At 41.7% G+C, this 26,232-nt stretch carries 29 protein-coding genes; 25 read left to right on the top strand and 4 right to left on the bottom strand.

What is annotated here, in order from left to right; translation table 11 throughout:
* Positions 1–146 precede the first annotated feature (146 nt).
* On the top strand, positions 147–2,210 hold the full coding sequence (fdhF, locus tag BMX30_RS18255) for a formate dehydrogenase subunit alpha (RefSeq protein WP_244532652.1): 2,064 nt from the start codon (positions 147–149) through the stop codon (positions 2,208–2,210).
* 225 nt (positions 2,211–2,435) lie between these two features.
* Positions 2,436–2,936, top strand: coding sequence for a 3D domain-containing protein (locus BMX30_RS24125; protein ID WP_280139986.1), 501 nt, complete (start codon positions 2,436–2,438; stop codon positions 2,934–2,936).
* A 208-nt stretch (positions 2,937–3,144) separates the two neighbouring features.
* Here BMX30_RS24125 and BMX30_RS18245 read toward each other — a convergent pair whose 3' ends face one another.
* The gene (locus BMX30_RS18245) at positions 3,145–4,497 is read right to left on the bottom strand and encodes a hypothetical protein (protein WP_090748999.1); all 1,353 of its coding nucleotides are present in this window, start codon (positions 4,495–4,497) and stop codon (positions 3,145–3,147) included.
* A 165-nt stretch (positions 4,498–4,662) separates the two neighbouring features.
* Between BMX30_RS18245 and BMX30_RS18240 the strand changes: the two genes are divergently transcribed.
* Positions 4,663–5,427 (top strand): TraR/DksA C4-type zinc finger protein, encoded by a 765-nt coding sequence (locus BMX30_RS18240; RefSeq protein WP_090748997.1) that lies wholly within the window; start codon positions 4,663–4,665, stop codon positions 5,425–5,427.
* A 161-nt stretch (positions 5,428–5,588) separates the two neighbouring features.
* Here BMX30_RS18240 and BMX30_RS18235 read toward each other — a convergent pair whose 3' ends face one another.
* Together BMX30_RS18235 and BMX30_RS18230 are read right to left on the bottom strand one after the other, a co-directional pair.
* Positions 5,589–5,840 (bottom strand): sigma-G-dependent sporulation-specific acid-soluble spore protein CsgA, encoded by a 252-nt coding sequence (locus BMX30_RS18235; RefSeq protein WP_090748995.1) that lies wholly within the window; start codon positions 5,838–5,840, stop codon positions 5,589–5,591.
* Positions 5,840–6,049, bottom strand: a complete 210-nt coding sequence (locus BMX30_RS18230) for a hypothetical protein (protein WP_090748994.1) — start codon at positions 6,047–6,049, stop codon at positions 5,840–5,842. Before BMX30_RS18230 ends, BMX30_RS18235 begins: the two co-directional genes overlap by 1 nt.
* Before the next feature lie 190 nt (positions 6,050–6,239).
* Between BMX30_RS18230 and BMX30_RS18225 the strand changes: the two genes are divergently transcribed.
* The 6 genes from BMX30_RS18225 to BMX30_RS18200 all read left to right on the top strand — a co-directional run bounded on the left by BMX30_RS18225 (position 6,240) and on the right by BMX30_RS18200 (position 12,862).
* Positions 6,240–6,434 carry a hypothetical protein gene (locus tag BMX30_RS18225; protein WP_090748992.1) on the top strand — a complete coding sequence of 65 codons (195 nt, stop codon included), beginning with the start codon at positions 6,240–6,242 and terminating at the stop codon, positions 6,432–6,434.
* A gap of 517 nt (positions 6,435–6,951) precedes the next feature.
* Complete coding sequence (locus tag BMX30_RS18220; protein WP_090748990.1) at positions 6,952–8,484, top strand: long-chain-fatty-acid--CoA ligase; 1,533 nt, start codon at positions 6,952–6,954, stop codon at positions 8,482–8,484.
* Positions 8,485–8,573: 89 nt separating this feature from the next.
* Positions 8,574–9,467 (top strand): R2-like ligand-binding oxidase, encoded by an 894-nt coding sequence (locus BMX30_RS18215; RefSeq protein ID WP_090748988.1) that lies wholly within the window; start codon positions 8,574–8,576, stop codon positions 9,465–9,467.
* A gap of 206 nt (positions 9,468–9,673) precedes the next feature.
* On the top strand, positions 9,674–11,194 hold the full coding sequence (locus BMX30_RS18210) for an aldehyde dehydrogenase family protein (protein ID WP_090748986.1): 1,521 nt from the start codon (positions 9,674–9,676) through the stop codon (positions 11,192–11,194).
* A gap of 50 nt (positions 11,195–11,244) precedes the next feature.
* Entirely contained in the window at positions 11,245–12,462 is a 1,218-nt protein-coding gene (locus BMX30_RS18205) for an iron-containing alcohol dehydrogenase (RefSeq protein WP_090748984.1), read from the top strand.
* Positions 12,463–12,631: 169 nt separating this feature from the next.
* Positions 12,632–12,862 (top strand): hypothetical protein, encoded by a 231-nt coding sequence (locus tag BMX30_RS18200; protein WP_090748982.1) that lies wholly within the window; start codon positions 12,632–12,634, stop codon positions 12,860–12,862.
* A 229-nt stretch (positions 12,863–13,091) separates the two neighbouring features.
* Here BMX30_RS18200 and BMX30_RS23635 read toward each other — a convergent pair whose 3' ends face one another.
* The gene (locus BMX30_RS23635; protein WP_170843931.1) at positions 13,092–13,244 is read right to left on the bottom strand and encodes a hypothetical protein; all 153 of its coding nucleotides are present in this window, start codon (positions 13,242–13,244) and stop codon (positions 13,092–13,094) included.
* Positions 13,245–13,356: 112 nt separating this feature from the next.
* Here BMX30_RS23635 and BMX30_RS18195 point away from each other — a divergent pair, with 112 nt between their 5' ends.
* The 16 genes from BMX30_RS18195 (at position 13,357) to BMX30_RS18120 (ending at position 26,231) form a co-directional block, all read left to right on the top strand.
* A complete protein-coding gene (locus BMX30_RS18195) occupies positions 13,357–13,611 on the top strand; it encodes a hypothetical protein (RefSeq protein WP_090748980.1) in 255 nt (84 codons plus the stop codon).
* A 31-nt stretch (positions 13,612–13,642) separates the two neighbouring features.
* Positions 13,643–14,158, top strand: a complete 516-nt coding sequence (locus BMX30_RS18190) for a mismatch-specific DNA-glycosylase (protein ID WP_090748978.1) — start codon at positions 13,643–13,645, stop codon at positions 14,156–14,158.
* Positions 14,159–14,619: 461 nt separating this feature from the next.
* Positions 14,620–15,054, top strand: a complete 435-nt coding sequence (locus BMX30_RS18185; protein ID WP_090748976.1) for a peptidylprolyl isomerase — start codon at positions 14,620–14,622, stop codon at positions 15,052–15,054.
* A 484-nt stretch (positions 15,055–15,538) separates the two neighbouring features.
* Complete coding sequence (locus BMX30_RS18180; protein WP_090748974.1) at positions 15,539–16,717, top strand: acyl-CoA dehydrogenase family protein; 1,179 nt, start codon at positions 15,539–15,541, stop codon at positions 16,715–16,717.
* A gap of 60 nt (positions 16,718–16,777) precedes the next feature.
* Entirely contained in the window at positions 16,778–17,542 is a 765-nt protein-coding gene (gene fabG / locus BMX30_RS18175; RefSeq protein WP_090748972.1) for a 3-oxoacyl-ACP reductase FabG, read from the top strand.
* Positions 17,543–17,567: 25 nt separating this feature from the next.
* The gene (locus tag BMX30_RS18170) at positions 17,568–18,014 is read left to right on the top strand and encodes a MaoC family dehydratase N-terminal domain-containing protein (protein ID WP_090748970.1); all 447 of its coding nucleotides are present in this window, start codon (positions 17,568–17,570) and stop codon (positions 18,012–18,014) included.
* Complete coding sequence (locus BMX30_RS18165; RefSeq protein WP_090748968.1) at positions 18,011–18,412, top strand: MaoC/PaaZ C-terminal domain-containing protein; 402 nt, start codon at positions 18,011–18,013, stop codon at positions 18,410–18,412. The genes BMX30_RS18170 and BMX30_RS18165 overlap by 4 nt, the downstream gene beginning before the upstream one ends.
* Before the next feature lie 37 nt (positions 18,413–18,449).
* On the top strand, positions 18,450–19,217 hold the full coding sequence (locus tag BMX30_RS18160) for a class II aldolase/adducin family protein (protein ID WP_170843930.1): 768 nt from the start codon (positions 18,450–18,452) through the stop codon (positions 19,215–19,217).
* Positions 19,218–19,303: 86 nt separating this feature from the next.
* On the top strand, positions 19,304–20,230 hold the full coding sequence (locus BMX30_RS18155; RefSeq protein WP_090748966.1) for a ketopantoate reductase family protein: 927 nt from the start codon (positions 19,304–19,306) through the stop codon (positions 20,228–20,230).
* 27 nt (positions 20,231–20,257) lie between these two features.
* Positions 20,258–20,647: a PaaI family thioesterase gene (locus BMX30_RS18150; protein WP_090748964.1), complete on the top strand. Its 390-nt coding sequence runs from the start codon at positions 20,258–20,260 to the stop codon at positions 20,645–20,647.
* A gap of 41 nt (positions 20,648–20,688) precedes the next feature.
* Positions 20,689–21,087: a PaaI family thioesterase gene (locus BMX30_RS18145; protein WP_090748962.1), complete on the top strand. Its 399-nt coding sequence runs from the start codon at positions 20,689–20,691 to the stop codon at positions 21,085–21,087.
* A gap of 197 nt (positions 21,088–21,284) precedes the next feature.
* On the top strand, positions 21,285–22,490 hold the full coding sequence (locus BMX30_RS18140) for an acyl-CoA dehydrogenase (protein ID WP_090748960.1): 1,206 nt from the start codon (positions 21,285–21,287) through the stop codon (positions 22,488–22,490).
* 21 nt (positions 22,491–22,511) lie between these two features.
* Positions 22,512–23,285 carry an SDR family oxidoreductase gene (locus tag BMX30_RS18135; RefSeq protein ID WP_090748958.1) on the top strand — a complete coding sequence of 258 codons (774 nt, stop codon included), beginning with the start codon at positions 22,512–22,514 and terminating at the stop codon, positions 23,283–23,285.
* A 50-nt stretch (positions 23,286–23,335) separates the two neighbouring features.
* A complete protein-coding gene (locus BMX30_RS18130) occupies positions 23,336–24,508 on the top strand; it encodes a thiolase family protein (protein WP_090748956.1) in 1,173 nt (390 codons plus the stop codon).
* A 95-nt stretch (positions 24,509–24,603) separates the two neighbouring features.
* Positions 24,604–25,179 carry a TetR/AcrR family transcriptional regulator gene (locus BMX30_RS18125; RefSeq protein WP_090748955.1) on the top strand — a complete coding sequence of 192 codons (576 nt, stop codon included), beginning with the start codon at positions 24,604–24,606 and terminating at the stop codon, positions 25,177–25,179.
* A gap of 95 nt (positions 25,180–25,274) precedes the next feature.
* A complete protein-coding gene (locus BMX30_RS18120; protein ID WP_090748953.1) occupies positions 25,275–26,231 on the top strand; it encodes an alpha/beta hydrolase in 957 nt (318 codons plus the stop codon).
* Position 26,232: the final 1 nt, after the last annotated feature.

Here is a 26,232-nt window from a genome sequence, read left to right as displayed (position 1 = left end):
TTCAGATTCATCCATACTTTTAGGCTAATTGTTAAAAAACAGACATATATTTTTTAATATATGACAACATCGTGAACTTGTTTTGCCCTAAAATAATATTATGTAAATATAGGTTTACAGAAGTTGGTTATAAGGGAGGAGAAAACATGGGTGAAGTGACCCAGGTGAAGACCGTTTGCGGTTATTGTGGAACCGGCTGTGGCTTGGTTTTAGATATTGAAGATAATCAAATAGTGAAAATCAGGGGGGATAAGACAGCTCCTGTTAATAAAGGGCAAACATGTGTAAAAGGTGGATTTGCTTATAAATACGTACACGCACCAAGTAGACTGAAGACACCGCTTATTCGCAAGGCCGGAAAGCTTGTTCAAGCGACATGGGATGAAGCTTATGAGTTTATTGCAAAAGGGTTATCATCGATAAAAAATGAATTCGGTCCCGAAGCAATCTCAATGTTTGCGTGTGCAAGGACAACCAATGAATCAAATTATGTGACTCAGAAATTCATGAGAACAGCAATTGGTAGCAATAATATAGATGGTTGTAACCGAACGTGACACGCTTCGAGCGTCGCCGGTCTGGCGACTGTATTTGGTAGTGGGTTCCCTACAAACACACTGGATGAAATAGATGAAGCAAATGTTTTACTTTTAATGGGGTCAAACACAACAGAGGCTCATCCGATTATTGGAAATAAAATAAAAAAAGCTGCAAAATCGGGGCTTAAAGTCATTGTAGTGGATCCGAGAAAAATTGATATCGTGAAGTCAGCTCACCGCCATCTTCAGATTGAAGTAGGCTCAGATATTGCTTTAATGAATGCGATGATGCATGTGATTATTAAAGAAGGTCTATACAATAATCAGTTCATTCTCCAGCACACAACAGAATTTGAAAAACTAAAGAAGCAAGTGGAACGATATACACCGGAATATTCTGCTGAAATTACCGGACTAAGTGTTGAGGATATTATCGACACAGCCCGAGAATATGCAAAGGCTGAAAAATCGATGATTGCTTATACACTAGGAATTACAGAACATCATTGTGGAGTGAACAATGTCTTTGATATTGCCAACCTTGCCCTTTTGACAGGACAAATCGGTCGAGAAGGGACAGGAATTATGCCGCTACGTGGACAAAATAATGTCCAAGGAGCTGGCGATATGGGGTGTCTACCTAATCAGCTGACTGGTGCCGTGAGTATTACCGATGATGCCTATCGAAGTCGGTTTGAAACTGCTTGGGGAATGGAGGTTAACGCTAGTATAGGTGATACGCAGACAAGAACATTTGAACGTATTGAAAATGGAGACCTTAAGGCGCTGTATATTATTGGTGAGAATCCTCTCCTCGCGGATGTTCATATGAATCACACGAGAGAGCTGCTGCAGAAGCTTGACTTATTAATAGTTCAAGACATCTTCCTAACAGAAACCGCTGAATATGCGGACGTTGTTCTGCCGGCGAAATCATGGGGAGAAGTGGATGGGACTTATACGAATACAGATCGAAGAATCCAACGTGTTAGAAAAGCAGTGGAAGCTGCTCCTGATACAAAAGAGGATTGGGAAATCCTTTGTGAATTGTCGACACGGTTAGGTTACCCAATGCATTATGAGACGAGCGAAGATATTTGGAATGAAGTTCGCGAATTAGCCTGGGAATTGTATGGGGGCATTTCATATGAACGTCTTGAGTCTGAGTATAGTGTTCACTATCCTTGTCCTGACGAGCAACATCCAGGAACGAGGATCCTTCATGTCGGATTCCATGATCTAGTAGAAGGGCAGAAAGTTTCCACGTTTGTTCCTGTTGATTATACCGAGCCAATTGAGCGTCCGGACAGCGAGTATCCATTCACTTTAACTACTGGGCGCAGATTAGAATCCTATAACACTCATTCGCAGACGCGTCATTATGCAGACGGTGTAAAAATTAGACAAAAAGAAGAGACGGTGGATATCCACCCGGAAGATGCGGCGAAACTAGGAATTATCGATGGAGATCTTGTTGAAGTAAGTTCTAGACGAGGAGAATTACAGGTAAAGGCAAAGATTACCGAACAAGTGGTTCCTGGTCTTGTGTTTATGAGCTTTCATTGGTCAGAGGTTCCTACAAATGTGTTAACCATTAACGAATTTGACCCGATTTCAGGTACAGCCGAATTTAAAGCTTGTGCAGTACAAATAAAACCAGTGACAGTTTAATAGAGCTAACTACAAAAGTGGGTATACTCAGTCAAATCAGGCCTATTCCAAAATGGAGTAGGTCTTTTTTAATAGCAAGATGATTGAATATTCTGTTTGATTGCAATCTAATTGTTATATGGCTGTTATCTTTGTCATGTATTTAATATCTAGCTGTTCTTTTATCCGCAAGAAACTATGTTACGATAATAACATCTTAAAAATATGCCGAAGGAGGCAAACAATATGTTGAAATTAATACTATCTTTGCTTGCTGCAACGGCTATTTCTACAGCAACGGGTGTTATTGTACAAGCAGAAGAAATGAACTTAAACCAAGATAAAAATGAGAACGTTGAAACGATAGAGAATAGTGACATCGTCCAAGCTGCTCCGGTGAAACCAAAAAACTCTGCGGAGGCGGCGGTGAAAGAAACGATAAAAGTAAGCCAGGAAATCAGCGTTTCTGCAACGGCATATACAGCGGAGTGTAAAGGTTGTTCGGGAACAACGGCAAATGGGACAGACCTTCAAGCGAATCCTGATGTAAAAGTTATTGCGGTTGACCCTGCTATTATTCCACTAGGGTCGAAAGTATATGTAGAAGGTTACGGATATGCGATGGCTGCAGATACCGGGGGAGGAATAAACGGAAACGAGATTGATGTTTACCTTCAAGAGGAAGAGGACGCAATCGAATGGGGCCGGAAGCAAGTAAAGGTCACGATTGTGGAGTATAAGGAATAGAACGAGAGCTGTCCTCAAGTGGGACAGCTCATTTTTATTTAAGAAATTATAAAAGTTAAGGTGTGGATAATTGTGTTCGTTCTTTGCATCCAGCTCCAGCGCCTAGCCCCTCGGGTCATAAGCCAATCCGTCAAGAAGGTTAAAGAACAACCTTCTGGCCGGCTCGTCTTATGCCTGTCGGGGCTGTTCAAGGCGCTTGCGCTTTTGTTCATACCTTTTCTTCTTTTTTCTCTTTCTCGTGTAACTCAATCTGTTTATCTGAATGTTTTTTACTAATAAAGCCTGAGAAAAATTCTGCAAACTTTTTGAAATGTCCATCTAGCTTTTCTGAAAGATCTGCCGCTCGTTCGAATATTGTTGATTTAATAAAATCTAGCTTCCGCTCAAGGTTTTCGTTCTGAACATTTTGATGGTCAACTAGCTCTGTTAGAGTTTTTTTCTGGTGTTGGAATCGCTCGGTTAAATTCATATCAAGTTTGTTTACATGTTCAAGCAACTGGGTATCTTTTTTGTCAAAGTGCTCCTTGAATTGGTGATCCTGGTGTTCGAATTTCTCAGCCAACTTGGCTTCAAGTTTGTTGAGCTGCTCGGTAGATAGATTTTCATGATTATTAAAGTGCTCGACTATTTTTGCATTCAGTTGATTGGTTTGTTCTGCGGATTTGTCAGCCTGCTGATTAAAGTGTTCGGTTATTTTTGAATCAAGTTGATTAAGGTGTTCTGCGGACTGGTTGCCCTGGTGATTAAGTTGTTCGGTTATCTTTGAATCAAGCATACCGAATTGTTGTACAGATTGACCAGCCTGCTGATTAAGTTGTTCAGTTATCTTTGAACCAAGTTGCTTGATTTGTTCAGCAGAATGGTTAGCCTGCTGGTTAAAATGGTCAAGCATCTTGGAACCGAGTTGCTGGTAATGTCTACCAGACTCAGCTGAGTGTTCAGTCAGTTTCGAATCAAGGTTGGTAATATGTTCTGTAGATTGGGCATCATGATGTTGAAACTCCACCATCAGTTTATCGATTGCCTTTATAAAATTCTCATCAAGGTCACGAACGTCCGACATTAATTGAGTGTGTTGATGGTTTGAATGATCCACTAAATGGCTTTTATTTGCATCCATTTTTTGGCTAATATTTGTATCGTGTTGATTTATTTGCTCCTTGAAATCGGAACCTTGCTGATCGAACCGCTCCATGACGGTTTGGTGGAATACATTTTGTAAGTCATCGTGGCGGTCCAACATCGTTTTTATTTCAGCCTGCACCTTCATCTGTTCGCGGATAGAATGGGAGGTTTCTTCATATGCTTGAAGCTTACGGTACATTTCCTGTAAAAACGCATCTTGATTATTCATTTGGTCCAGAAGCACTTGATTATACATCTCATTTTTCTCCGCATGCTCGGATGCCGTTTCAGCAAACTGTTTATTAAGGTTTTGTTGTTCCTTAATCACAGATTGGAGAAAATTTTCGCGATAGACGTCCTGATTTGTTTCTTTTAAATTTTCATTGGAGTTCTGGTAAATTTTCGTTCCGCGCTTGTGATTGAAAAATAAACCCAAAAACCATCCACTCCTTTTACATGTATTTCTTATAGGGTATGAACAAATAGGGGAAAGCGTCCAAGTTACAGAGATGGTGAAAAAGCCCAACTTCAGTTTCGAGTCATGAAAAAGCAAATTTGTTCCATACTAAAAAGAAACCGCCTATAGAAAGGAGCAGCTTATATGCTAACAAATGGGCAGCTGTCCGATTTACAAAAAGAACTTCAAGGTTTAAAGCAAGAATTGGAACAGCGTTTTGAAAACAATGATAATTATGATTTGGAAAGAGGGCATTATCATGAGTCGATGGGAGAGTTGTCAAGTATCGATAATCATCCTGCCGATGAAGGAACCGCGCTGTACGAACGCGAAAAAGACTTTGCTCTAAATGAACATGATGAATACCAATTAAAAAATATAAACCGAGCCCTTCAGGCTATGCAAAATGGGGAATATGGAAAATGTGTAACATGTGGGAAGGAAATTTCCTACGAACGACTTCAGGCGATTCCAGAAACGCTCTATTGCATAGAACACACGCCTGATAGGACGATTTCAACCAATCGCCCCATAGAAGAAGGGGTGCTAATGCCTCCATTTGGGAAGTTCGATAAAGATCTTCAGGATGAAAATGTATCTTATGATGCTGAAGATTCTTGGCAGGATGTGGCAAGGTATGGAACGTCAGAAGGTCCGTCTGATTTTTACCAGCCGCCGGATCATTATAATGATATGTACAACGAGTCGCAGGAAAATATCGGTTATGTTGAGGATTATGAGAATTTCGTCGCCACAGATATTGAAGGCAAAGAGATTACCGTTTATCCAAGTCCGCAACAGGAACGTTATGAACAGGAACTCGATGACGAAGGTATTATGACGCCTTTTGGTGATCTTCCTGCGTTTGAACATGATCCGTATGTAGAAGAAGATAAGAAAGACAAATAAAGAAAAGGGATGGACAATCTGTTCATCCTTTTTTGCTTGATATAAAATCGCTATTCCTCAAAGGAACCGCCGCTCCAACAATAGTCCGATAAAAAAAGACCTGCTACTCTAAAATAAAATGAAAACAAGGGCCAATGAGTTAAATTGGCCCTTGTAAAAGGTTAAAACAGTAGCTCGTATACTTCATTTAATTGATAGGCTCTTTGTTCGTCCTGCTCATTCTTGGCGTATTTAATCTCCCAAGGAAGAATCCCATTGAGGTACTCAGACTCTTCAAACGTTAAATCTCTGACGAGTTCTCCTTCAGACGAATAGCTTCCGGCTTCAATTTTGTTATATATCCGGTTACTGATTTCATCCTTTTCGGTGTAATTTGCGAGAATCTCTCGTAAATAGGCAAGTGTCTTTTCCATTATTTTTTACGCTCCTCAAAATAGTTCCGGAATTGTTCTGTATCGGTCAGACCCATATTACGATAATATGGATTATCTTCGGTGGAATCCTTTGGATCTAAATTCGTTTTAATGACGAGCATGGGTTCGGACGTTGCTTCAGCAATGATGCGGTCGCCTAATTCTTTAAAGTCAGGAAGCTGTTTACTTCCAGGTTTGTTTGGTTCCATTCCAAGCACCTCCTTTCATTAATCTGGTTTGTAAATGAAAAAATTATGTATAGGAGGGGAGTTGCGCTGCCATTTTGTATGATAAAATAGAAGAATGTAGAAGGGTAAAAGATTATAGCGGATTTTATCGAATGCACATCATTCGAATAGCAATCTGCTAGCAAGTGCTATATCAAGAGGTGACGGAAAAATGGCTGGGAATGACAGGCTTCAGTTGAATGTTCGAATATCAAAAGAGACATCAGATAAACTGGATGAAATTGTTGAGTACTATCAGGAGAATACGAAAATTGGGCGAATATACAAAGGTGATGTGCTAACCGACATCATAGAGAAATCGTATGAGGTCATGCAAAAACAGAAAAAGGCAAAGGTGCGCGGTTGAAGGGAATATAAGGATAATTTTATAGACATGTTCAATGTGAAGAGGCCTGGTTAATTGATTAGGCTTCTTTTTTATGGCGTAAAATTTCATTTTGGTGTTAGGATTTTTCCAATTACTTATCTTTGGTCTTGGCTCTGTTAAAGGTCAATGTTGATTTTGAGCAGGTTGATAGGAGCGGAAGGCGCTTGACTCCTCGAAAATGAAGTGCACATTTTCTCGTGCGTGGGCATATTCGAGGATGTGATTCAGTGTCCTGCGGGCTCACCGCACGCCCCGCTGTTCGATGAGCGCCTGGAGCGGAAATCAACATAATTGTTTAACAGAGCCTTCGTTTTAATAAATAATTTTAAAAAATAAAAGGGTTTTAAAAAAACACAGAGAATATTCATAATATTCTAATTTTGTAATATATTTGGTGGAGGAGTCAGAAGGCGCCATAATAGTACAATCACTTGAAAACGCTTTCAATTAATCCGGATGTTAGTACTTTGGTCATTTTCATAAAGGAGAGGATCCAATGAAGCTAGAACAATTGCTTGATTCAAATGTTGAGAACTTTGACGAGTACCCAATGTTGTATTTTCAAAATAAGCAATTTACCAATGTTGAAACGAAGAGAATGGCAGACAGATTTGCATCAGGGTTAAAACAGCAAGGGATCAACAAAGGTGACAGGGTGATGGTTATCATGCCGAACTGCCCAGAAGTGATTTTTTCCTACCAAGGAATCAATCGAGCAGGTGCAGTAATTGTTCCGGTCATGTTTACACTGCACCCAAAGGAAATTCATTATATTGTCGCGAACAGTGGCGTTAAAGCAATAATAACCTCTTCACTTGTTATTGAAAAGGTACGAGCGGCCATGAAAGATCTCGAGGACCAACCAACTATTATTGCTGTTGACCTGCCAAGTTCAGATGAAGTTCGTAATTTTTACCAAATTCTGGCGGAAAACGAGCCGTTAGGAACCTCACTTACTACGACCGAAGACGATACCGCGGTTATTCTTTATACATCCGGGACAACAGGGAGTCCTAAAGGAGTCTTATTAACTCATAAGAATTTATTTTCAAATGCTGAGAACTCAGCGAAACATAATGAAACGGAACGGGGAACGACCCTTGGTATTCTTCCACTAGCCCATGTATACGGTTTAACCATTTCGAATATTTGCATGATGTTAGGTGGGGCGATTGTCATCTTCCCAAGCTTTAACCTAGCTGACGTGTTTACAGCAATTGAAAAACATAAAGTGAAATCCTTTTCAGCGGTTCCAGCGATGATTCATGCCATGCTGTCGTATCCTGATGGCGATAAGTATGATACAAGCAGCCTAGAGTGGGTGGGTTCAGGCTCAGCTCCATTGCCTGTAGCGTTGTTAAATGCTTTTCAAGCGAGGTTTAATGCTGAAATCTATGAAGGCTATGGACTTTCTGAGGCAGCTCCAATTGTCACAGCTCATCGGAAAAACATCGAAATTAAACCAGGATCAGTTGGAATTCCAATACCAGGGGTGGAAATTAAAATTGTTGATGATGCCGGTAGTGAACTTCCTGTAGGTGAAGTGGGCGAACTGCTTGTCCGTGGCGATAACGTAACCCCAGGTTATTTTAATAATCTGGTTGAGACCGAGAAGGTTTTGAAGAGCTCATGGCTACATACGGGAGATATGGCGAGGCTTGATGATGACGGCTATTTATATATCGTTGACCGTAAGAAGGACTTAATTATTCGAGGTGGCTTTAATCTTTATCCGCGCGATGTCGAGGAAATCCTTAATCGCCATGTAGCGGTATCCGAAGCATCCGTCGTTGGAATTCCTGACGAAAGGATGGGAGAAGAGATGGTTGCCTGTGTAGTAAAAAAAGAAGGAACTCATGTGACATCAGAGGAACTCGTTCGCTTTTGTCAAGATCATCTCGCTAAAAATAAAACACCTAGACAAATCATTTTTTTAGAAGCACTACCGCGTAATGGGGTCGGAAAGATTCTTAAAACCCACTTAAGAAAAACAGCAGTTGAAATGATTTCACCGAATAACCAAGCGTGATGTTTAAGGTTTGTATAAATGATCTTTAATTTGTACATCTGGTTTAGGCCTTCATATAGATTTTGATTTTTGGTAAGGGAGATGAACAGATGGAGAAAAGAACGATTTTAACGACGAGTAAGAGGGGGTTGATTGAGGACTCCTTCCCTTTCCGCTTGTTTCAAAAAGCAAAAAAGTACGGTGTCTGGAATCCAAGTGATATCGACCTCACCCAGGATGCAAGGGATTGGAAAACACTTGCGAGTGAGCAACAGCAAGATATTTTGCGGTTAATTTCTCAGTTTCAGGCTGGAGAGGAAGCGGTCACACTTGATTTACTTCCGTTGATTATGACCATTGCTAAGGAGGGGAGACTCGAAGAAGAAATGTTCTTGACGACTTTTTTATTCGAAGAAGCCAAGCATACAGAGTTTTTCCGAATTGTGCTTAACACCATCGGGGAAAAAGGAGATTTAGCCCATTTTCATTCCGAAACCTACCAGAAGATTTTCTACGAGATCCTTCCTGAAGCGATGAGCAGGCTTGAAACTGACCAATCACCCGAAGCGATTGCTGAGGCTGCAACCGTTTATAACATGTTTGTCGAAGGTGTAATGGCGGAAACGGGCTACTACTCCTTCTATCAATCACTCGAGGAATTAGGGCTAATGCCGGGCCTGCTTAAAGGGATTGAATATTTGAAGCGTGACGAATCCCGTCATATTGCCTATGGAACCTTTTTGCTTCAGCGCTTGATTTGTGAGCATCCGCATCTGTATGAAGTTGTAGAAGCAAAGATGCAACAATTGGCCCCATTGGCCATCAAAATCAATCAGGAAGGCTTTGCTGGCCGCGATGTAAGTGAGTTCGGCCATCTGCTTGAGGACACGATGAATTTTACGATGAAACAGCTATCCGTAAGAATGGATATTCTATCACGAGCACGTGGGAAGAAGATCGAGGATATTTACCGGGTCACAGAAACAGAGATGGGTGTTTTATAACAGGCTATTGTTCAAATCCAAAAGCCGATCTTAATGCAGGGATAGCTATATGGTGCAATTAATTTAAGTATTCAAGCTCTTTTCTCATAAAACTACTAAAGCATTTTAATAAAAACATCGTTATCCAGTTCCATTTAATTTCGAAGAAAACACAGTTTTGAGGAAAAGAAGAGCTTTTATAAATGAAAGATTAGAGGAGGATATTTATGACAGTTCAAACTGAAGTACAAACATTTCCCTTGTTTATTAATGGTCAGTGGCAGCCAAGTAGCAGCCAAGAGACCTTTGATGTTGTCAATCCGGCAACAGGACAGCTCGTCGCGAAAGTAGCGAAAGGAACGTCTGAAGATATCGACAAGGCTGTCCAAGCAGCACGAGAGGCCTTTGACAACACGGAATGGCGAAATATGGGCCCGAAGGAACGGGCGAACGTTCTCTATGCAATTTCTCATAAAATTGCTGAGCATGCCGAAGAACTTGCCTATCTTGAGTCCATCAGTTCTGGAGGAACCGTTCGTAGATTAGGTGGAAATGATATTTTACAGATGGTTGATTTATTTCAGACACTAGCTAAATTTGTTGTCGAATATGAGTTTTCTGAGACATTGCCATCGCCACCATTTCCTGGACCAGCCCATAATTTTATTTGGCGTGAGCCGATTGGAGTTTGTGCGGCAATCACCCCATGGAACCTACCAATGGTAATTGCAACGTGGAAGATTGCTCCTGCTCTAGCAATGGGCAATACGGTAGTCGTTAAACCAGCTAGTTACACACCGTTATCCACTTTAAAGCTTGCTGAAATTATTTCCGAAGTTGTGCCTCCAGGTGTCATCAATGTCGTGACAGGCTCAGGCGGAGATGTTGGTGAGGCGCTGATTCGTCATCCGAAGGTTGATAAAGTGGCCTTCACTGGTTCGACTGAGGTTGGTCGGAGAGTGATGGAGCTGTCGGCAGGTACCATTAAAAATACGACCCTTGAACTTGGTGGGAAGTCGCCAAATATCATTTTAGAGGATGCGGATTTATCGATTGCACTCCCAGGTAGCTTATTTGGTGTATTCCTTCATTCAGGACAACTTTGTGAGTCAGGAACAAGGTTGTTTGTACCAGACCATCTTCATGACGTCATTGTCGAAGGACTTGTAGAGCTTGCGAGTAAGCTTAAAATGGGGAATCCACTTGATCCAGCAACCGACATTGGTCCGGTTATCTCGAAAAAGCAGAAGGAGTCAATTCTTTCTTATATAGAAGCAGGCAAACAAGAAGGGGCGACATTGGTCTGTGGAGGCCGTGAAGTTACAGTGCCTGGCTGTGAAGAAGGGAACTTTATTGAGCCAACAATTTTTACGAATGTAACCAATGATATGAAAATCGCAAGAGAAGAAATCTTTGGTCCAGTTTTATCAGTGATTCGATATTCTGATGTGGATGAAGCGATTAAAATGGCGAATGACACAATTTACGGTCTTGCCGCTGGTGTGTGGACGAGTGATGTGAATAAAGCTTATGACGTGGCCAGGAAGCTCCAAGCAGGTGTCGTTTGGATCAATGACTGGCATATGTTGAGAAATGATGCTCCGTTCGGAGGCTATAAACAGAGTGGAATCGGTCGGGAAATGGGGAAGCACTCCTTAGATGCGTATACACAAGTGAAGCATGTACACACCTCGATGGTTCCAGAGATTCACCGTCGTAACTGGTATGGATTATTATTTTCGAAGTAAAAAATGTAGGGACGAATTTCTAAAAAAATCTAATCATGAGGTGATTATGGATGCAAACACGGACAATGTCGGAGTTTATGCTACGTACAGCAATATATAGTGGGTCAAATACAAGGGCGTTAGTGCCTAGTCTATTTAAAGGGCTTGGAGCGAAGCGGGTTCTATTATTAAGTGATCGTGGACTTGAGCAGGCTGGAGTAGTTGAGAAGGTCGCACAAATCTTCTCATTGATTCCTCAGGGGTCCGGACCAGAGCTAGCTGGGATCTACCTCGATATTGCTCAGGATGCCGAGAGTAAAAGTGTGAACGATGCTGCTCGCTATGCACGCGAAATTGGGGCAGATGGCTTATTAGCTGTCGGGGGCGGCAGTGTGCTTGATACGGTAAAAGGAGTAAAATATGCCTTACATCACGGTCTAGCAGATATTAAGGAAGCTATTCCAGGCGGTTTTGTCATGGAGCAGTTCCCGAAGGCAAATCATATTCCAATTCCTCATATTGCAATCCCAACAACGGCAGGAACAGGCTCTGAGGTTTCGCCAATTGCGGTTATCTTTAATGAAGAAATTCAAATGAAGACGAATATCATCAATCCATTTTTATCCGCTGACATGGCGGTTCTTGATCCTGATTTGACTGTCGGATTACCGCCGGCCATCACAGCATTCACTGGCTTTGATGCTCTAACACATGCGATTGAGGCATTTGCTTCCCCAACGGCAACTGCACTAACAGACGCCCATGCGCTTCATGCAATCCGTTTGATTGAAAAGAATTTGCCTGAGGTTGTCGCAAATGGTTCAAATGTGGATGCTAGAATGGAAATGCTCCAGGCAAGCTTAATGGGGATTACTGCGTTTAGTTTTGCGTTAAATGCGATTCCTGTACACAACTTTGCTCATGCCTATGGTGCTTTATTCAGGATTCCACATGGTTTAGCAAACGCGGTGTTCCTTCCGATTGTGATGGAGTCTATTCCAGACCTTTATCTGCCAAAAGCTAGGGAGTTAGCGGAAGCTCTTCGTGTCGATGTTTCATCTACAGATGATCAACAAACGGTTCTCGCGAAAACGGTGGAGAAAATTAGGCTTCTTCAACAGAAGACGGGATTGCCTCAAGATTTTGCTCAGTATAATTTGACAGAAGAAGATTTAGCAAGGGCGATTCCGGCTGTAAGCTCGGATCCAGCAGCAGTTAACTTCCCAATGCCGAAAGAGCTGATTGAGGCAGTCGGTCAACGGGTGGTTCCTTCAATAGTAAAAAATTAATAAATTTTAGTATTATATCAAAAGAGGTGTCTTTATGCACCTCTTTTTATTATTTGTCAAAAAACATTTAAAAGTTTTTGTCTAAAATTTGAACATTTTTGTTGCGATTGTTTGAATGGTAAGGTATTATTTCCTTAATAAGTAAATTTAGGTATAGGGGCTGAAAAAGATGGTTCGGATGTCGATTGCTGGTGTTGCTGGATTTATCCTCGTGTTCATTGAGTCGTATATCGTAATGCAGTTTAAGGGGTACCGTACCGTTGATTTTGGTGGAATTGCCCCTTTTGTAAGTGTATGGTCAATGAATTTCTTCCTCGTATTTTCAATATTGACACAGGTGAAACATTGGTATATTGAAAGGGAAGAAGCGCGAGAAGAAGGCTATAGCGAGAAATTTTAGATGACTAAATAGATGAAGGATGCCCTCCGTTGTTGAAGGCATCCTTTTATTTTGGCTATTTTCTCTAACTTTGTTGTATTGGATATAGGTTCAGATTGAATTACGCTGTGTTTCACTCAAACATAGCTTTTAAGAGCTTACAGACTTACTATAACCCACAAACAGCTTACTTGCGTTAAAACCGGCTTTAGGATTTTAACAACAATCTTTACGAAAACAGCCTCTGTTTTTATTCATTACCGAGAAAATTTTCTTTTTCAGTGTCCTCAGCGGCCGCCCTTAATTCAGCGTAAAACAAATCTTCGTTACAAACCATGCTGTGTTCGCCATGACTGTCAGGTGGCAATACTACGTCTTCAAATTCCTTGCGCTTATCTTGCATTGCATTAGCCTCCTTTTATAATGTTATCTTTTCCTTTTTAAGCAAGTTTACGCATGATCACGATTGAATTTGGGAGGGGAGGAAATACTAGCGGGTATGAAGGAGGATGAAAATGGAACAAAAGGAAATGGAAATCATTTTTGACGATGCCGGATGGTCAGATATTTATGAAAAACATCAATATAAGTTGTGGTTAACGGGGATGGCCGATGAGCTGGATGAAAGGATGCTAAGTGCCTATCTGGATGCGTATTCTTATGAGGACGCGGATCAGATGTGCTTTGATGAAATGTTGTACCAACTACGGATTTTTAGATATATTTATGATAAAAATGAGAATTTCCGGCTGTTTCCTTGGAAGGGATAGGTGGTTGTTTTTTTAGAGGGGGATAGATGAGATGTTAGAACCAATGGGAGATCACCTTAAAGGGGGTCTAGATATTGTGTTTATTGGGTTTAATCCAAGCATTCGATCAGGGGAAAACGGGCATCATTTTGCGAATCCTAATAACCGCTTTTGGAAGATCTTACATGAGTCGGGGCTAACTCCACGAAAATATCAGGCGATTGAGGATGCCACGATAGTTGACCTCGGGTATGGGCTGACAAATATTGTCGCAAGACCCACAAAAGCTGCTGATGAAATTACGAAGGAAGAGTATCAAATTGGTCGAGAGGAGTTAAAAAAGAAGTTGCTTCATTATCGCCCGAAGATTGCCTGCTTTGTAGGGAAAGGCGTTTATCAGGAATTTAGCGGGAAAAGAAAAATGGACTGGGGCGTTCAGGAAGAATCAGTTGTCCCTGGGATTGTCGAGTTTGTGGCTCCATCGTCCAGTGGACTTGTGAGGATGAAAGTAGAAGAGATTGTTGAGATTTATCGCGAGTTGACAGAGTTGAAGGATAGGTTTACATAATTTTTTCCATGTGCTCGAAGTGGTCCGGCAAGAGTAGAGAACGGTAAGATAGAAGCGGTCTATGTGCCCGAAGTGGGTCTGGAAAGGGTAGGAACGGTAAGATAGGGACGTTCTATGTACCTGTTGGTGGTCTCCAAGGGGGGGTAACATAGAGGCGTCTATTTTCCTGAAATCTAAATGGAACCTAAACCCATTATTAAAAAGCTAGACCAACTCTATAAATAAAACTAGAGTATCATCACTCTAGCGCAAGTTTATGTATGACCTGCATAAGCAGGGCTCCTTCCGTCCGTACAGTGGTTAAGTGTCCCGCAACGAGCGAAAAGATCGGAAGGAGCCTTTTTATTATAACATACTAACAGTGAAAATATACACCTCTAAAATCAGAAGGACAAGTCCTTTTATTTTTAAGGTGAAAAGTGGTATGATAGTTGAGATTTAAAAATAAGGAGTTGTTTTACATGGCGAAAAAAGGATACATACAAATGAAAAGCGGAGATAAAATTGAGTTTGAATTATACCCAAATGAAGCTCCGGGAACAGTTGAAAACTTTGAAACCTTAGCAAAAAAAGGCTTTTACGATGGATTATCTTTCCACCGTGTTATTCCAGGATTCGTATCTCAAGGCGGATGCCCTAACGGAACTGGAACTGGTGGTCCTGGTTACACAATCAAATGTGAAACTCAAGGAAACCCTCATAAGCACGAAGCAGGTTCATTATCAATGGCCCATGCTGGAAAAGACACAGGCGGAAGCCAATTCTTCATCGTTCATGAGCCACAGCCACATTTGAACGGTGTCCACACTGTATTCGGAAAAGTGACATCTGGCTTGGAAGCTGCGAAAGCGATGAGCAACGGCGACATTATGGAAAAAGTTGTTATTGAAGACTAAAAGACCTTTTAAAACCCCTCTCTAGTAGAGGGTTTTTTTGCATTGTGGGTGTGTCATGTGCATGAAGATGAAATCTATCCTGAAATAACCTGGAAATCATCTTCATGGCTTAAGACAGGGTGAGAAGAGCAAAACTTGTACCATGAAATCCCTAAGTTACCAAGAACATATCCGAGTTTTATGATAATTCACCCCTTGATAGCCTTAAAGAACAAAATTATCTTATATCGTAATGAATGCCTGGTGCAAAACGTTCATATATATTCTCGTTGGCTTGTTTCCACACACTCAACCCCCTAAAGGAGTAGCTTTCCTCACAAAACCAACAACAATATTCAAATAATTACAAATTAAGACTTGTTTTTTCAGAAAGTTCTAAATAGAATAGAAGTATACATACCAACTGGTTGGTATGAAAAAATGATTACCAGCATAACTATTAGTAATTACTTCCATCAATTAAAAAAGGAATGGGGATGAAATCATGGAATTACGCCTTACCGATGAGCAAAAAATGGTTCAACAAACAATCCGCAAATTTGTTGAAAAGGAATTAATGCCTCTTGAAAATGATGTATTAAGAAATGAGAGGGAAGGCAAGCCAAGCTTACCACCTGGTAAATTGAAGGAGCTTCAGCTAAAAGCAAAAGAAGCAGGCTTCTGGGGAATTAATACACCTGAAGAGTACGGTGGAGCCGATCTTGGTCAAATGATGTTGGCACTTGTTTACATGGAAGTATCTAAAACGTTTGTACCTTTCCAATTTGGTGGATCTGCCGATAACATCCTTTACTATGCGAACGAAGATCAAAAGAAGAAGTATTTGATCCCAACAATTAACGGCGAAAAGAAATCTTGCTTTGCGATGACTGAGCCGGGTGCTGGATCTGATACACAAAATATTAAAATGACTGCAGTAAAAGATGGAAATGAATGGGTCCTAAATGGAGAAAAGACATTCATTACAGGCGGAAACGAAGCGGACTTTGTAATGGCGATTGCAATCACTGATAAAGAGTTGCATAAGTCCACTAGAGGACGCGAAGGTGTTACATGCTTTATCGTTGACCGCGATATGGGCTGGAAATCCGAGTATATACATACCATGGGAGAATGGGGTCCAGCTGGATTGGTATTTGACAATGTACGTGTACCTGAAGAAAATATCCTTGGTGAGTTGAATAAAGGGTATAACTTAGGACTAGAATGGATTGGCTTTGCAAGATGGATCGTTGGTGCCCGCGCAGTTGGAGCTGCAGAACGAGTCATGCAAATGTCGATTGATTACGCAAAAGAGCGTGAAACGTTCGGTAAGCCGATTGCTGACAGACAAGCGATTCAAATTATGATTGCTGATTCAGCCGTTGAAATTGATGCTGCTCGTTGGTTAGTTTTAAATGCAGCTTATACATTGGACCAAGGCGAAGACAATCGTCATCTTGCATCCATGGCAAAGCTTTATGGCGCAAACATGGGGAACAGAGTCATTGACCGCGCCCTGCAAATTCATGGTGGAATGGGTTATACAAGAGAATTGCCACTTGAGCGTTGGTACCGTGAAGCTAGACTTTGGAGAATCTATGATGGTACAGATGAGATTCAGAGAGTCATTATTTCCAGAAACTTGCTTAAAGGACATGTAAAATTAGGGCAATTCATATAATATAGTTTGTAAGCGCTATCTAAAATAGTGCAAGTTTACTTGATAGAGGAGGAAATGAGTATGGCTGGAAGATTTGAAGGAAAAGTTGCGTTTGTAACAGGTGGAAGTAGAGGGATTGGAAAGGGAATTGTTGAGCTTTTTGCTGCAGAGGGAGCAAAAGTGGCATTCATTGACTTGGATGAAGCGGCTTTAGCACAGACAACAGCTGAACTTAAAGAAAAAGGCGTTGAAGTATTTTCAAAGGTTGCTAGTGTTACAGACGCTGATCAGGTAGAAGCAGCTGTAAAGGAAATCGTTGAAAACCTTGGTTCCGTTGATATCCTTGTCAATAATGCAGGGGTTATTCGTGACAACATGTTGTTCAAAATGACGGAAAATGACTGGGATACAGTTATGAACGTGCATTTAAAAGGATCTTTCCTTGCAACGAAAGCGGTTCAAAAATTCATGGTTGACCAAAAATATGGTCGTATCATTAATATTTCTTCCACTTCCGCACTTGGAAACAGAGGGCAAGCGAACTATTCGACAGCAAAGGCTGGGTTACAAGGCTTTACAAAAACACTTGCGATTGAGCTTGGAAAATATGGCATTACTGCTAACTCAATTGCTCCAGGCTTCATTGAAACAGATATGACAAAAGAAACAGCACGCAGGATTGGTATTTCGTTTGAGGATCTTATTAATGCAAGTGTTGCAGCGATACCGGTTGCTAGAAGCGGAAAGCCAGAAGATATTGCAAATGCTGTTGCGTTCTTTGCGGATGAAAAGTCCGGATTTGTTAACGGACAAGTGATTTACGTTGCAGGTGGACCGAAAAACTAATTATAAAATGTGAGGTGACTTGTAGATGAAGGAAATGATTGGCAAAGCCTCAACCAAAGTCAAAAATACCGTCGAACGTGGTGCGGTGAAGAAATTTGCCGAGGCTGTTGGGGACATGCATCCGATTTACCTTGATGAGGAAGTAGGCAAGCAGTCGCGTTTTGGTCAAAATATTGCTCCACCAACCTTCGCACGAGTGTTTGATTATGGTGTGATTGAGGGATTGAACCTTCCAAACAAGGGGCTTATTCATGGGGAGCAAATCTATCAATACGAGCGTCCACTACTAGTTGGCGAGGATGTCTATTGCTATGCGAAGGTCTCCGATTATTATGAGAAGGCCGGAGCGATGGGCAATATGGGCTTTATTGTGTTAGAAAATAATGGCGAGGACAAGGATGGTAATGCGGTTTTTACTTCAAAATCGATTGTTATTCTGTCTGAAGCGTATAGGAAGGTGCAGCAGGTATGACGAAGATTGCAGAGTTGTATGTTGGGGATACACTGAATGATATTCAGCTTGATCCTGTGTCTCGAATTGATTTGATCAAATATGCTGGTGCTTCCGGAGATTTCAATCCCATTCATACGATTGATGAAGAAGCGAAGAAGGCAGGATTACCAGGTATAATTGCTCACGGTATGTGGACGATGGGAAATCTAGCGAAGCTATTCACTCCTTTCTATGAGGAAGGCTTCATTCAGGAGTATGCTATCCGGTTCAGAGGCATGGTCTTTTTAAACGATGTTGTAACATTAAAGGCCGAGCTGAAGGAACGCGACGGAGATGTGTTAAAGTTCGATGTACTTGCTGTCAATCAAGACGAAAAACCAGTTCTAAAAGGGCAGGTTGTCTATAAAGTGGCGTAAGCCATAGATTGCTGGAATGGTAGAATGGGAGGAAATCATGGTTACAAAAATGGAAGTAAGCTTTAAGCCACCTGTTTTTCAATCGGTTGAAGAGGAGCGGCAGCATTTAAAAGAAAGGTTGGCTGCAGCGTTCCGTCTTTTTTCCAAGTTTGGTTTTGATGAAGGTGTCGCTGGTCACATTACCGCGAGGGACCCGGAACGGAAAAATCATTTTTGGGTCAATCCTTTTGGGGTTCATTTTAGCCTTATCAAAGCTTCTGACTTAATTTTATGCAACCATGATGGAGTTGTCGTGGAAGGTAATCTTCCTGTCAACCGCGCAGCTTTTGCAATCCATTCACAAATACATGCGGCCAGACCTGATGTGATTGCGGCAGCCCATGCCCACTCGGTTTATGGGAAAACTTGGTCGTCTTTAGGGCGGCTGCTTGATCCGATTACACAGGATGCCTGTGCCTTTTATGACGACCATTCCTTGTTTGATGACTATACAGGCGTGGTACATGAAACCGATGAGGGGCGTAGAATCGGTGTCTCTCTCGGTGACAGGAAAGCGTGCATTCTGCGAAACCACGGGCTGTTAACCGTTGGCCAATCTGTGGATGAGGCTGCTTGGTGGTTCATTACAATGGAAAGATCGTGTCAAGCACAGCTCATGGCGGAGGCAGCTGGCAAACCGGTTATAATTGAGCCGGAAATCGCTCAGACGACCTATCGTCAGGTAGGAACGAAGGATGCGGGTTGGTTCCAGTTCCAGCCATTATGGAACAGAATCGTGAGGGAACAACCCGATTTGTTGGACTAGGAATAAAGGCGAAGGGCGCTGGGCGCAGCTTCGCCTTTTCCATAAGTATATCTTTCACAACTCCCCAGTTTTAGGAGGATAATAGCATGAACATTGGAATTGTTGGAACCGGGGCTGTTGGCGGTTATTTTGGAGCTTGCTTGAGCAAGGCTGGTCATGAGGTTACATTTTTAGCAAGAGGTGAAAATCTTCAGGCTTTAAAAAGAAATGATGGGATTTCGATTGAAAGTTTCGAGGGTAATTTTAAAGCGTCTGGTATTTTTACGGACAGCTATGATTCTCTAGTTGATGTTGATCTTATCCTTTTTTGTGTAAAATCGACGGCCACGAAAGAAGTAGCGGCACAACTAGTGCCATTTTTAAAGAAGGAAGCTTCTATTCTCACTTTACAGAATGGGGTCGATAATGAAGAGGTGCTTGCGGCTTATTTTGGCGAAGAGCGAATCTTGTCGGCTGCTACATATATTCAGGCTCAGATGAAAAAATCCGGAGTGGTTAAGCAAGTGGAGAATCCTACTAGATTAATCATAGGTGCTCTTAATTCTCAGGGGGATATGTCCAGACTGGATGAAGTAAGTCAAATTCTAGAGTCGGCTGGCATTGAAACTTATGTTTCTAGTAATATTTTAAAAGTGAAGTGGAAAAAACTCCTTTGGAATGTGACCTTCAATCCATTGTCGGCCTTGATAGAGGGGAAGGTCGGCGTTATTTTGGATGATGATGGGCTTAGGAGAACAGCAGAACGGATAGGTATGGAAGCCCTTGAGGTCGCAAAGGGAGCGGGCATTCCACTAGAAGATGGACTTGTTAGTAAAATAATTGAACAGAGTGATCCTGCGCGAAATCATGAAACTTCCATGCTACAAGATAAACGCAATGGAAAACCGATGGAGTTAGAGTCTATTTGTGGCTACGTGGTGAAGAAGGGGAAAGAACTAGGTGTTGAGACTCCTGTGTTAGAAACAATTTACTCTTTGCTCAAACTAGAGGAAACAAAACGGTTTGGAAGATAAGAATAACATTGGAGAGGAGGGAGATCTATGGAAGAGACCAAGAGTACTATATCCTCTTTTTTTGATTATCTTGGATTTATTAGTGAAGAGACTGAAGAACCGACCTTTGATTTGGAGCTTCCTATAAACTCTTTTTTGCTTCAAGACGATGGAACCGTTCACCCGGGAGTATTTGCTACGATGCTAGATATCATGATGGGGGCAACAATTTCAAAGCAGACTAATTCGTTTGCGACGACCATTAATTTAAACTTGCATTATTTTGATCTTCATCCCAGTAACAAGTACACAGCAGAAACAACGGTTCTAAACCGAGATGGTAAATATGTCACGGGTGAGGGTGTCATTTATGATGAGCATCAAAACCAGGTTGCAAAAGCATCAGGCACCTTTAAGTTGAATCCTATCAAGGAATAATGAAAGTCGAATATTGCTAGTTTGAAAGGGGGTGTAGTGTAATGGTCGCTGTAAACGATGCAAAAATGGATTGGTTTGAAAAAAATTCTTTTATTAAACATCTAGGATTCGAAACGATTGAGCGAGAAGGAAAAGATATAGTAGTAAAACTATCAATCGAGGCAAAACACCTAAACATCCAGCAAAACCTTCATGGAGGAGTACATGCTGCAATGCTCGATACCATTCAAACCGTAGCACTCAGGTCTGTTTACGAAACAGGTGTTACAGCGATTAATCAAAATGTCCATTATCTAGCAGGTACCAATTCGGGTGTGATTTATGCAACAGCAAAAATTATTCAACAAGGATATAAAATTGCAGCGGTGGAATCTGAGATCCTTGACGAGGATGATAGATTAATCGCGAAAGGTTCAGGGGTTTATAAAATTAATAGGTAATGGAATTCTTCTATTATTATAGAGGTATAAATTTATCGTCCCTGAGCAGGGGTAGGTTATTCTAAGGTTCGGAAAATATATTTATTTTACGACAAAATTCGCCGTTGAATATTGCAAAAATTTTGTTTATTATTGTTGGTAGTTACATACCGACTAGTTAGTACGCGTAAGAGAAAAATATATAAGGAGTGTTCGAAATGGATTTTACTTATACTGATAAGGTAAAAGAGCTCCAACAGAAACTAACTAAGTTTATGGAAGATTATGTGTACCCAAATGAAAAATTGTATTATGAACAAATCGATCCGCAAGATCGTTTTGGTAAAGTGCCTCCAATCATGGAAGAATTAAAGCAGAAGGCGAAAGATAATGGACTATGGAATTTATTCTTGCCTGAAAGTGAATTGGGTGCTGGTCTGACTAATCTTGAATATGCTCCACTTTGTGAAATCATGGGCCGATCTAGTATCGCTCCTGAAGTATTCAACTGTGCAGCACCAGATACTGGAAATATGGAAGTGCTAGTACGTTATGGTAAAGAAGAGCATAAAGAAAAATGGTTGAAGCCATTGTTAAGTGGGGAAATTCGTTCTTGCTTCTCGATGACAGAACCGGATGTTGCTTCCTCTGATGCAACGAATATCGAAGCGAGTATCATCCGTGACGGTGACGAATACGTCATCAATGGAACAAAATGGTGGTCTTCTGGTGCAGGTGACCCACGTTGTAAGATTGCGATTGTTATGGGAAAGAACGATCCTAACGCAGCAAAGCATGAACAACAATCTATGATTCTAGTACCTCTTGATACACCAGGAGTAACAATTAAACGAGTTCTACCAGTTTTCGGTTATGATCATGCACCACATGGTCATGCAGAAATTGAATATAAAGATGTTCGTGTACCAGCCTCTAATATGCTTTGGGGTGAAGGAAAGGGATTTGCGATTGCTCAAGGTCGCCTAGGACCTGGCAGAATCCATCACTGTATGAGAACGATTGGTGCGGCTGAGCGTGCATTAGAGTTGTTATGTAAGCGTGTTCAAGAACGTGAAGCATTTGGTAAGAAATTGGCTCAACAAGGGGTCATTCAGGAATGGATTGCCGATTCAAGAATTGAAATCGAGCAGGCAAGACTTCTCACTTTAAAAGCAGCGGATATGATGGATAAGGTTGGAAATAAGGAAGCGAAAGCAGAAATTGCCATGATCAAGGTTGTTGCACCGAATATGGCGTTAAACGTTATTGACCGCGCAATCCAAGCGTTTGGAGCTGCTGGTGTAAGTGAGGATACTCCACTTGCTGCAAGCTGGGCGAATATCCGTACATTAAGACTTGCCGATGGTCCGGATGAAGTTCACCGTCGTGCGATTGCAAGAAACGAACTTAAAAAATATCTTTAATTCGAGGAGAGGAAGTCAACCGTGCATATAAAAGAATTATTTGACCTAAAAGGAAAAACAGCGATTATCACAGGAGGCGGAAGAGGACTAGGCGAACAAATCGCTGAAGGGTTTGCTGAAGCCGGAGCGAATCTAGTTCTTTGCTCAAGAAAAGAAGAAGCATGTGTAGAAGTGGCTGAGAAAATGAAGAAGCTTGGTGTAGAGACATTGGCACTAAAATGTGATGTTACAAGCCAAGAAGATGTGAACAGCGTTGTAAAGGCGGCACTCGAAAAGTTTGGCCGTATCGATATCCTTGTTAACAATAGTGGTGCTTCATGGGGTGCGCCTGCGGAAGAAATGCCACTTGAAGCTTGGAATAAGGTAATGAATGTAAATGTAACGGGAACTTTCCTCATGTCCCAAGCAGTCGGCAAAGTGATGATTGAACAGCAATACGGAAAAATCATCAACATTGCATCTGTTGCCGGGTTTAAGGGATCAAGACCTGAGTTTATGGATGCGATCGGCTACAATGCGAGTAAGGGAGCTGTCATTACATTCACAAAGGACTTGGCTGTTAAATGGGGCCCTAAAGGAATTTATGTAAACGCAATTGCTCCTGGATTTTTTCCAACGAAAATGTCTAAGGGCTTGTTAGAAAAAGGCGGTAATGGAATTTTAGAAGGTACACCGTTACGAAAGTATGGTACAGAGAGCGACCTAAAAGGAATTGCCTTATTACTAGCTTCTAAAGCCTCTGATTTCATGACGGGAGAAACAATTGTCGTCGATGGCGGGACAAATGCAATGTAATGATACATTTTAATGAATAAAGTTTCAGACGAACAAAGGGGGATTCTAATATGAAAAGAGACGCAGTCATTGTCTCAGCTGTTCGAACAGCAATCGGGAGACAGGGGAGTGCATTAGCTTCTGTGCCTGCACATGTGTTTGGGGCTGAAGTCATTAAGGAAGCGGTAAAACGTGCAAACGTGGACCCAGAGCAAATTGATGATGTTATTTTTGGAAACGTATTGAGCGGTGGAGGAAATATTGCTAGATTAACAGCTTTACAGACAGGGCTGTCAATCAATATTCCTGGCTTAACAGTTGATCGCCAATGTGGATCAGGAATCAATGCCATCAATTTAGCCGCTCAAGCAATTATGGCTGGTGACGGAGATATTTATGTCGCTGGTGGTACAGAAAGCATGAGCCGCGCTCCATACTTGATGGAGCGTCCGGAAAAGCCATATAGCGCAATGCCACCAAGTTTTAAGAAGTCGCAATTGTCTCCAAAGGAAATTGGGGATCCACCAATGGGAATTACGGCTGAAAACCTTGCTGAAAAGTATAATGTGACAAGAGAAGAGCAGGATGAGTTCGCGTTTACGAGCCAGCAGCGGATGGCAAAAGCAATGGAGGAAGGCCGCTTTGATGAGCAGATTGTTCCGATTACAATTCCTGTTCGTAAAGGGGAGCCGATTGTGTTCAAGACGGATGAACATCCAAGACCGCAAACAACAATTGAGGCTTTGCAAAAGCTTCCACCAGCGTTCTTAAAAGGTGGTTCGGTCACTGCCGGTAGTTCTTCAGGTCTTAATGATGCCGCTTCAGCTGTTGTGGTTATGTCACGCGAAAAAGCAGAAGAGTTAGGGGTTACTCCTTTAGCAACGGTTCGAGCATATGCGGTTTCAGGCGTGGATCCGAATATTATGGGGATTGGCCCTGTTCCGGCAACAAAGAAAGTGCTTGAGCGCTCAGGGTTATCGATGGATGATATGGACCTAATTGAAATTAATGAAGCATTTGCGGCTCAGGTGCTTGCTTGTAATCGTGAGTTGAACATGAATTTAGAAAAAGTAAATGTCAATGGTGGAGCCATTGCTCATGGTCACCCACTCGGGGCAACCGGTGCAATTTTAACAACGAAGGCTATTTATGAGTTGAAGCGTTCTGGTGGTCGATATGCGTTAATTACAGCTTGTATCGGCGGAGGACAGGGAATCGCGACCATCATCGAAAATGAGCGGTAATATGGAGGGAAAGGGACGGGGGTCGGAGACGTTTTTCCGGCTCCGTTCCTTACCATCCAGAATTTGTTTCGAAGATGAACGAGGGGCGCAATGCCATGAAGAATAGAATCGTTGAAGCCAGTATTCAGTTGTTTGATCAAAAGGGGTTCACGGCTACTTCAATTAAAGACATTGTTGAAGTGTTAAATGTTACAAAGGGGACCTTCTACTATTATTTTAAAAGCAAGCAAGAACTGCTGAGAGATATTCATTTAAACTATATTGATGATCTCATTGACCAGCAAGAGAGAATTTTAGGGGACGAAGAGAAGGATTGTACCGAGAAATTACATGGAATTATTTATATGGTCATAAGCAATATAAGAACGAATAAAGAGAGTGCTCGCATCTTCTTTCGGGAGATGAGGCATCTTAGTGACAAACATGTTGAGGAGATCCGATTAAAGCGAAATTTATTTCGCAAAAATTATCAAAGCTTAATTGAATCTGGCATCAGTGAGGGAGAATTTAAAACCACGATTCCAGCTGATATGTTGACATTTGGGATTCTCGGGATTATGAATTGGAGTTATTACTGGTATAACCCCGATGGGGATGTTTCAGAAGAGGAGCTCGCAGTCATTTTCACAGACATTATTTTAAAAGGGGTCAAAACTCAAAAGCTCGTCTAGGCTACTAATAGTGTATGACCATTCTACCTTCTTATGTCTGAAAATTTTAAATATAAGGAATAAAAGCGCTTTCACAATAAAGGAGTGATATCAAAATGGGTGTACATCCTCAAGTTCAATTCTTGCTACAAATGATGGAATCAAGGGGGCTTCCACCATTAGAACAACTAGGTGTTCAGGAAGCACGTCAGGCATTTATCACCTCGGCGACAATGATGTCAAAAGCAGAAAAAAAGGTGAAGACCGAGGATCGGATGATTCAAGGAGCGGAGAAGGAAATCGCGATTCGGATATACACTCCGGAAGTAAGTGGTCTGACCGGCGCGCTTGTTTACTATCATGGTGGTGGCTGGGTCATCGGGAATATCGAAACGCATGATGCGCTTTGCCATACGGTTGCTGCAGAATCAGGGTGTATTGTTGTTTCGGTTGATTATGGGCTTGCGCCAGAAAGTAAGTTCCCAGAACCAGTCGAAGATGCCTATCTTGCGGCTAAGTGGGCCTATGAGCATGCTAGCGAGATTGGTGTTGATCCGAAAAGGATTGCTGTCGGTGGAGATAGCGCAGGTGGAAACTTAGCGGCGGCCGTTACTTATCTAGCTGTAGAGCGGAAGGATTTGGAGATTGCTTACCAAATGCTACTTTATCCATCTACTAGCTTTGAACCCACAGAGTCTTATGAAAAGTATAGTGAAGGCTACTACTTAACCAAGGGTACGATGGAATGGTTCCGTGAGCAGTACTTAACGAGTGTAGATGACACAGCAAGTCCACTAGCTGCACCAATGCTAATTCCCGATGCAGCAACTAAGCAATTGCCGCCAGCTTTTATCATGACAGCTGAATTCGATCCATTATGTGATGGTGGCGAGGCATTTGCCAACAAATTAAAGGATGCCGGTGTAGAAGTGAGATATGTTTGTTACCCAGGAATGATTCACGGATTCCTTGGAATGACCGAATTTTTAACAGATGGAAAGAAGGCAGTTAGTGAAATTGCTAGTGAGTTGAAAGCAAAGTTCGTGACGAATGTATCAGACCTTTCAAAGTAAC

It is taken from the genome of Mesobacillus persicus (assembly GCF_900109925.1).
Taxonomy (GTDB): domain Bacteria; phylum Bacillota; class Bacilli; order Bacillales; family Cytobacillaceae; genus Mesobacillus_B; species Mesobacillus_B persicus.
The sequence above is the reverse complement of the archived record's forward strand: the minus strand, read 5'-3'. Positions and strand labels throughout refer to the sequence as shown.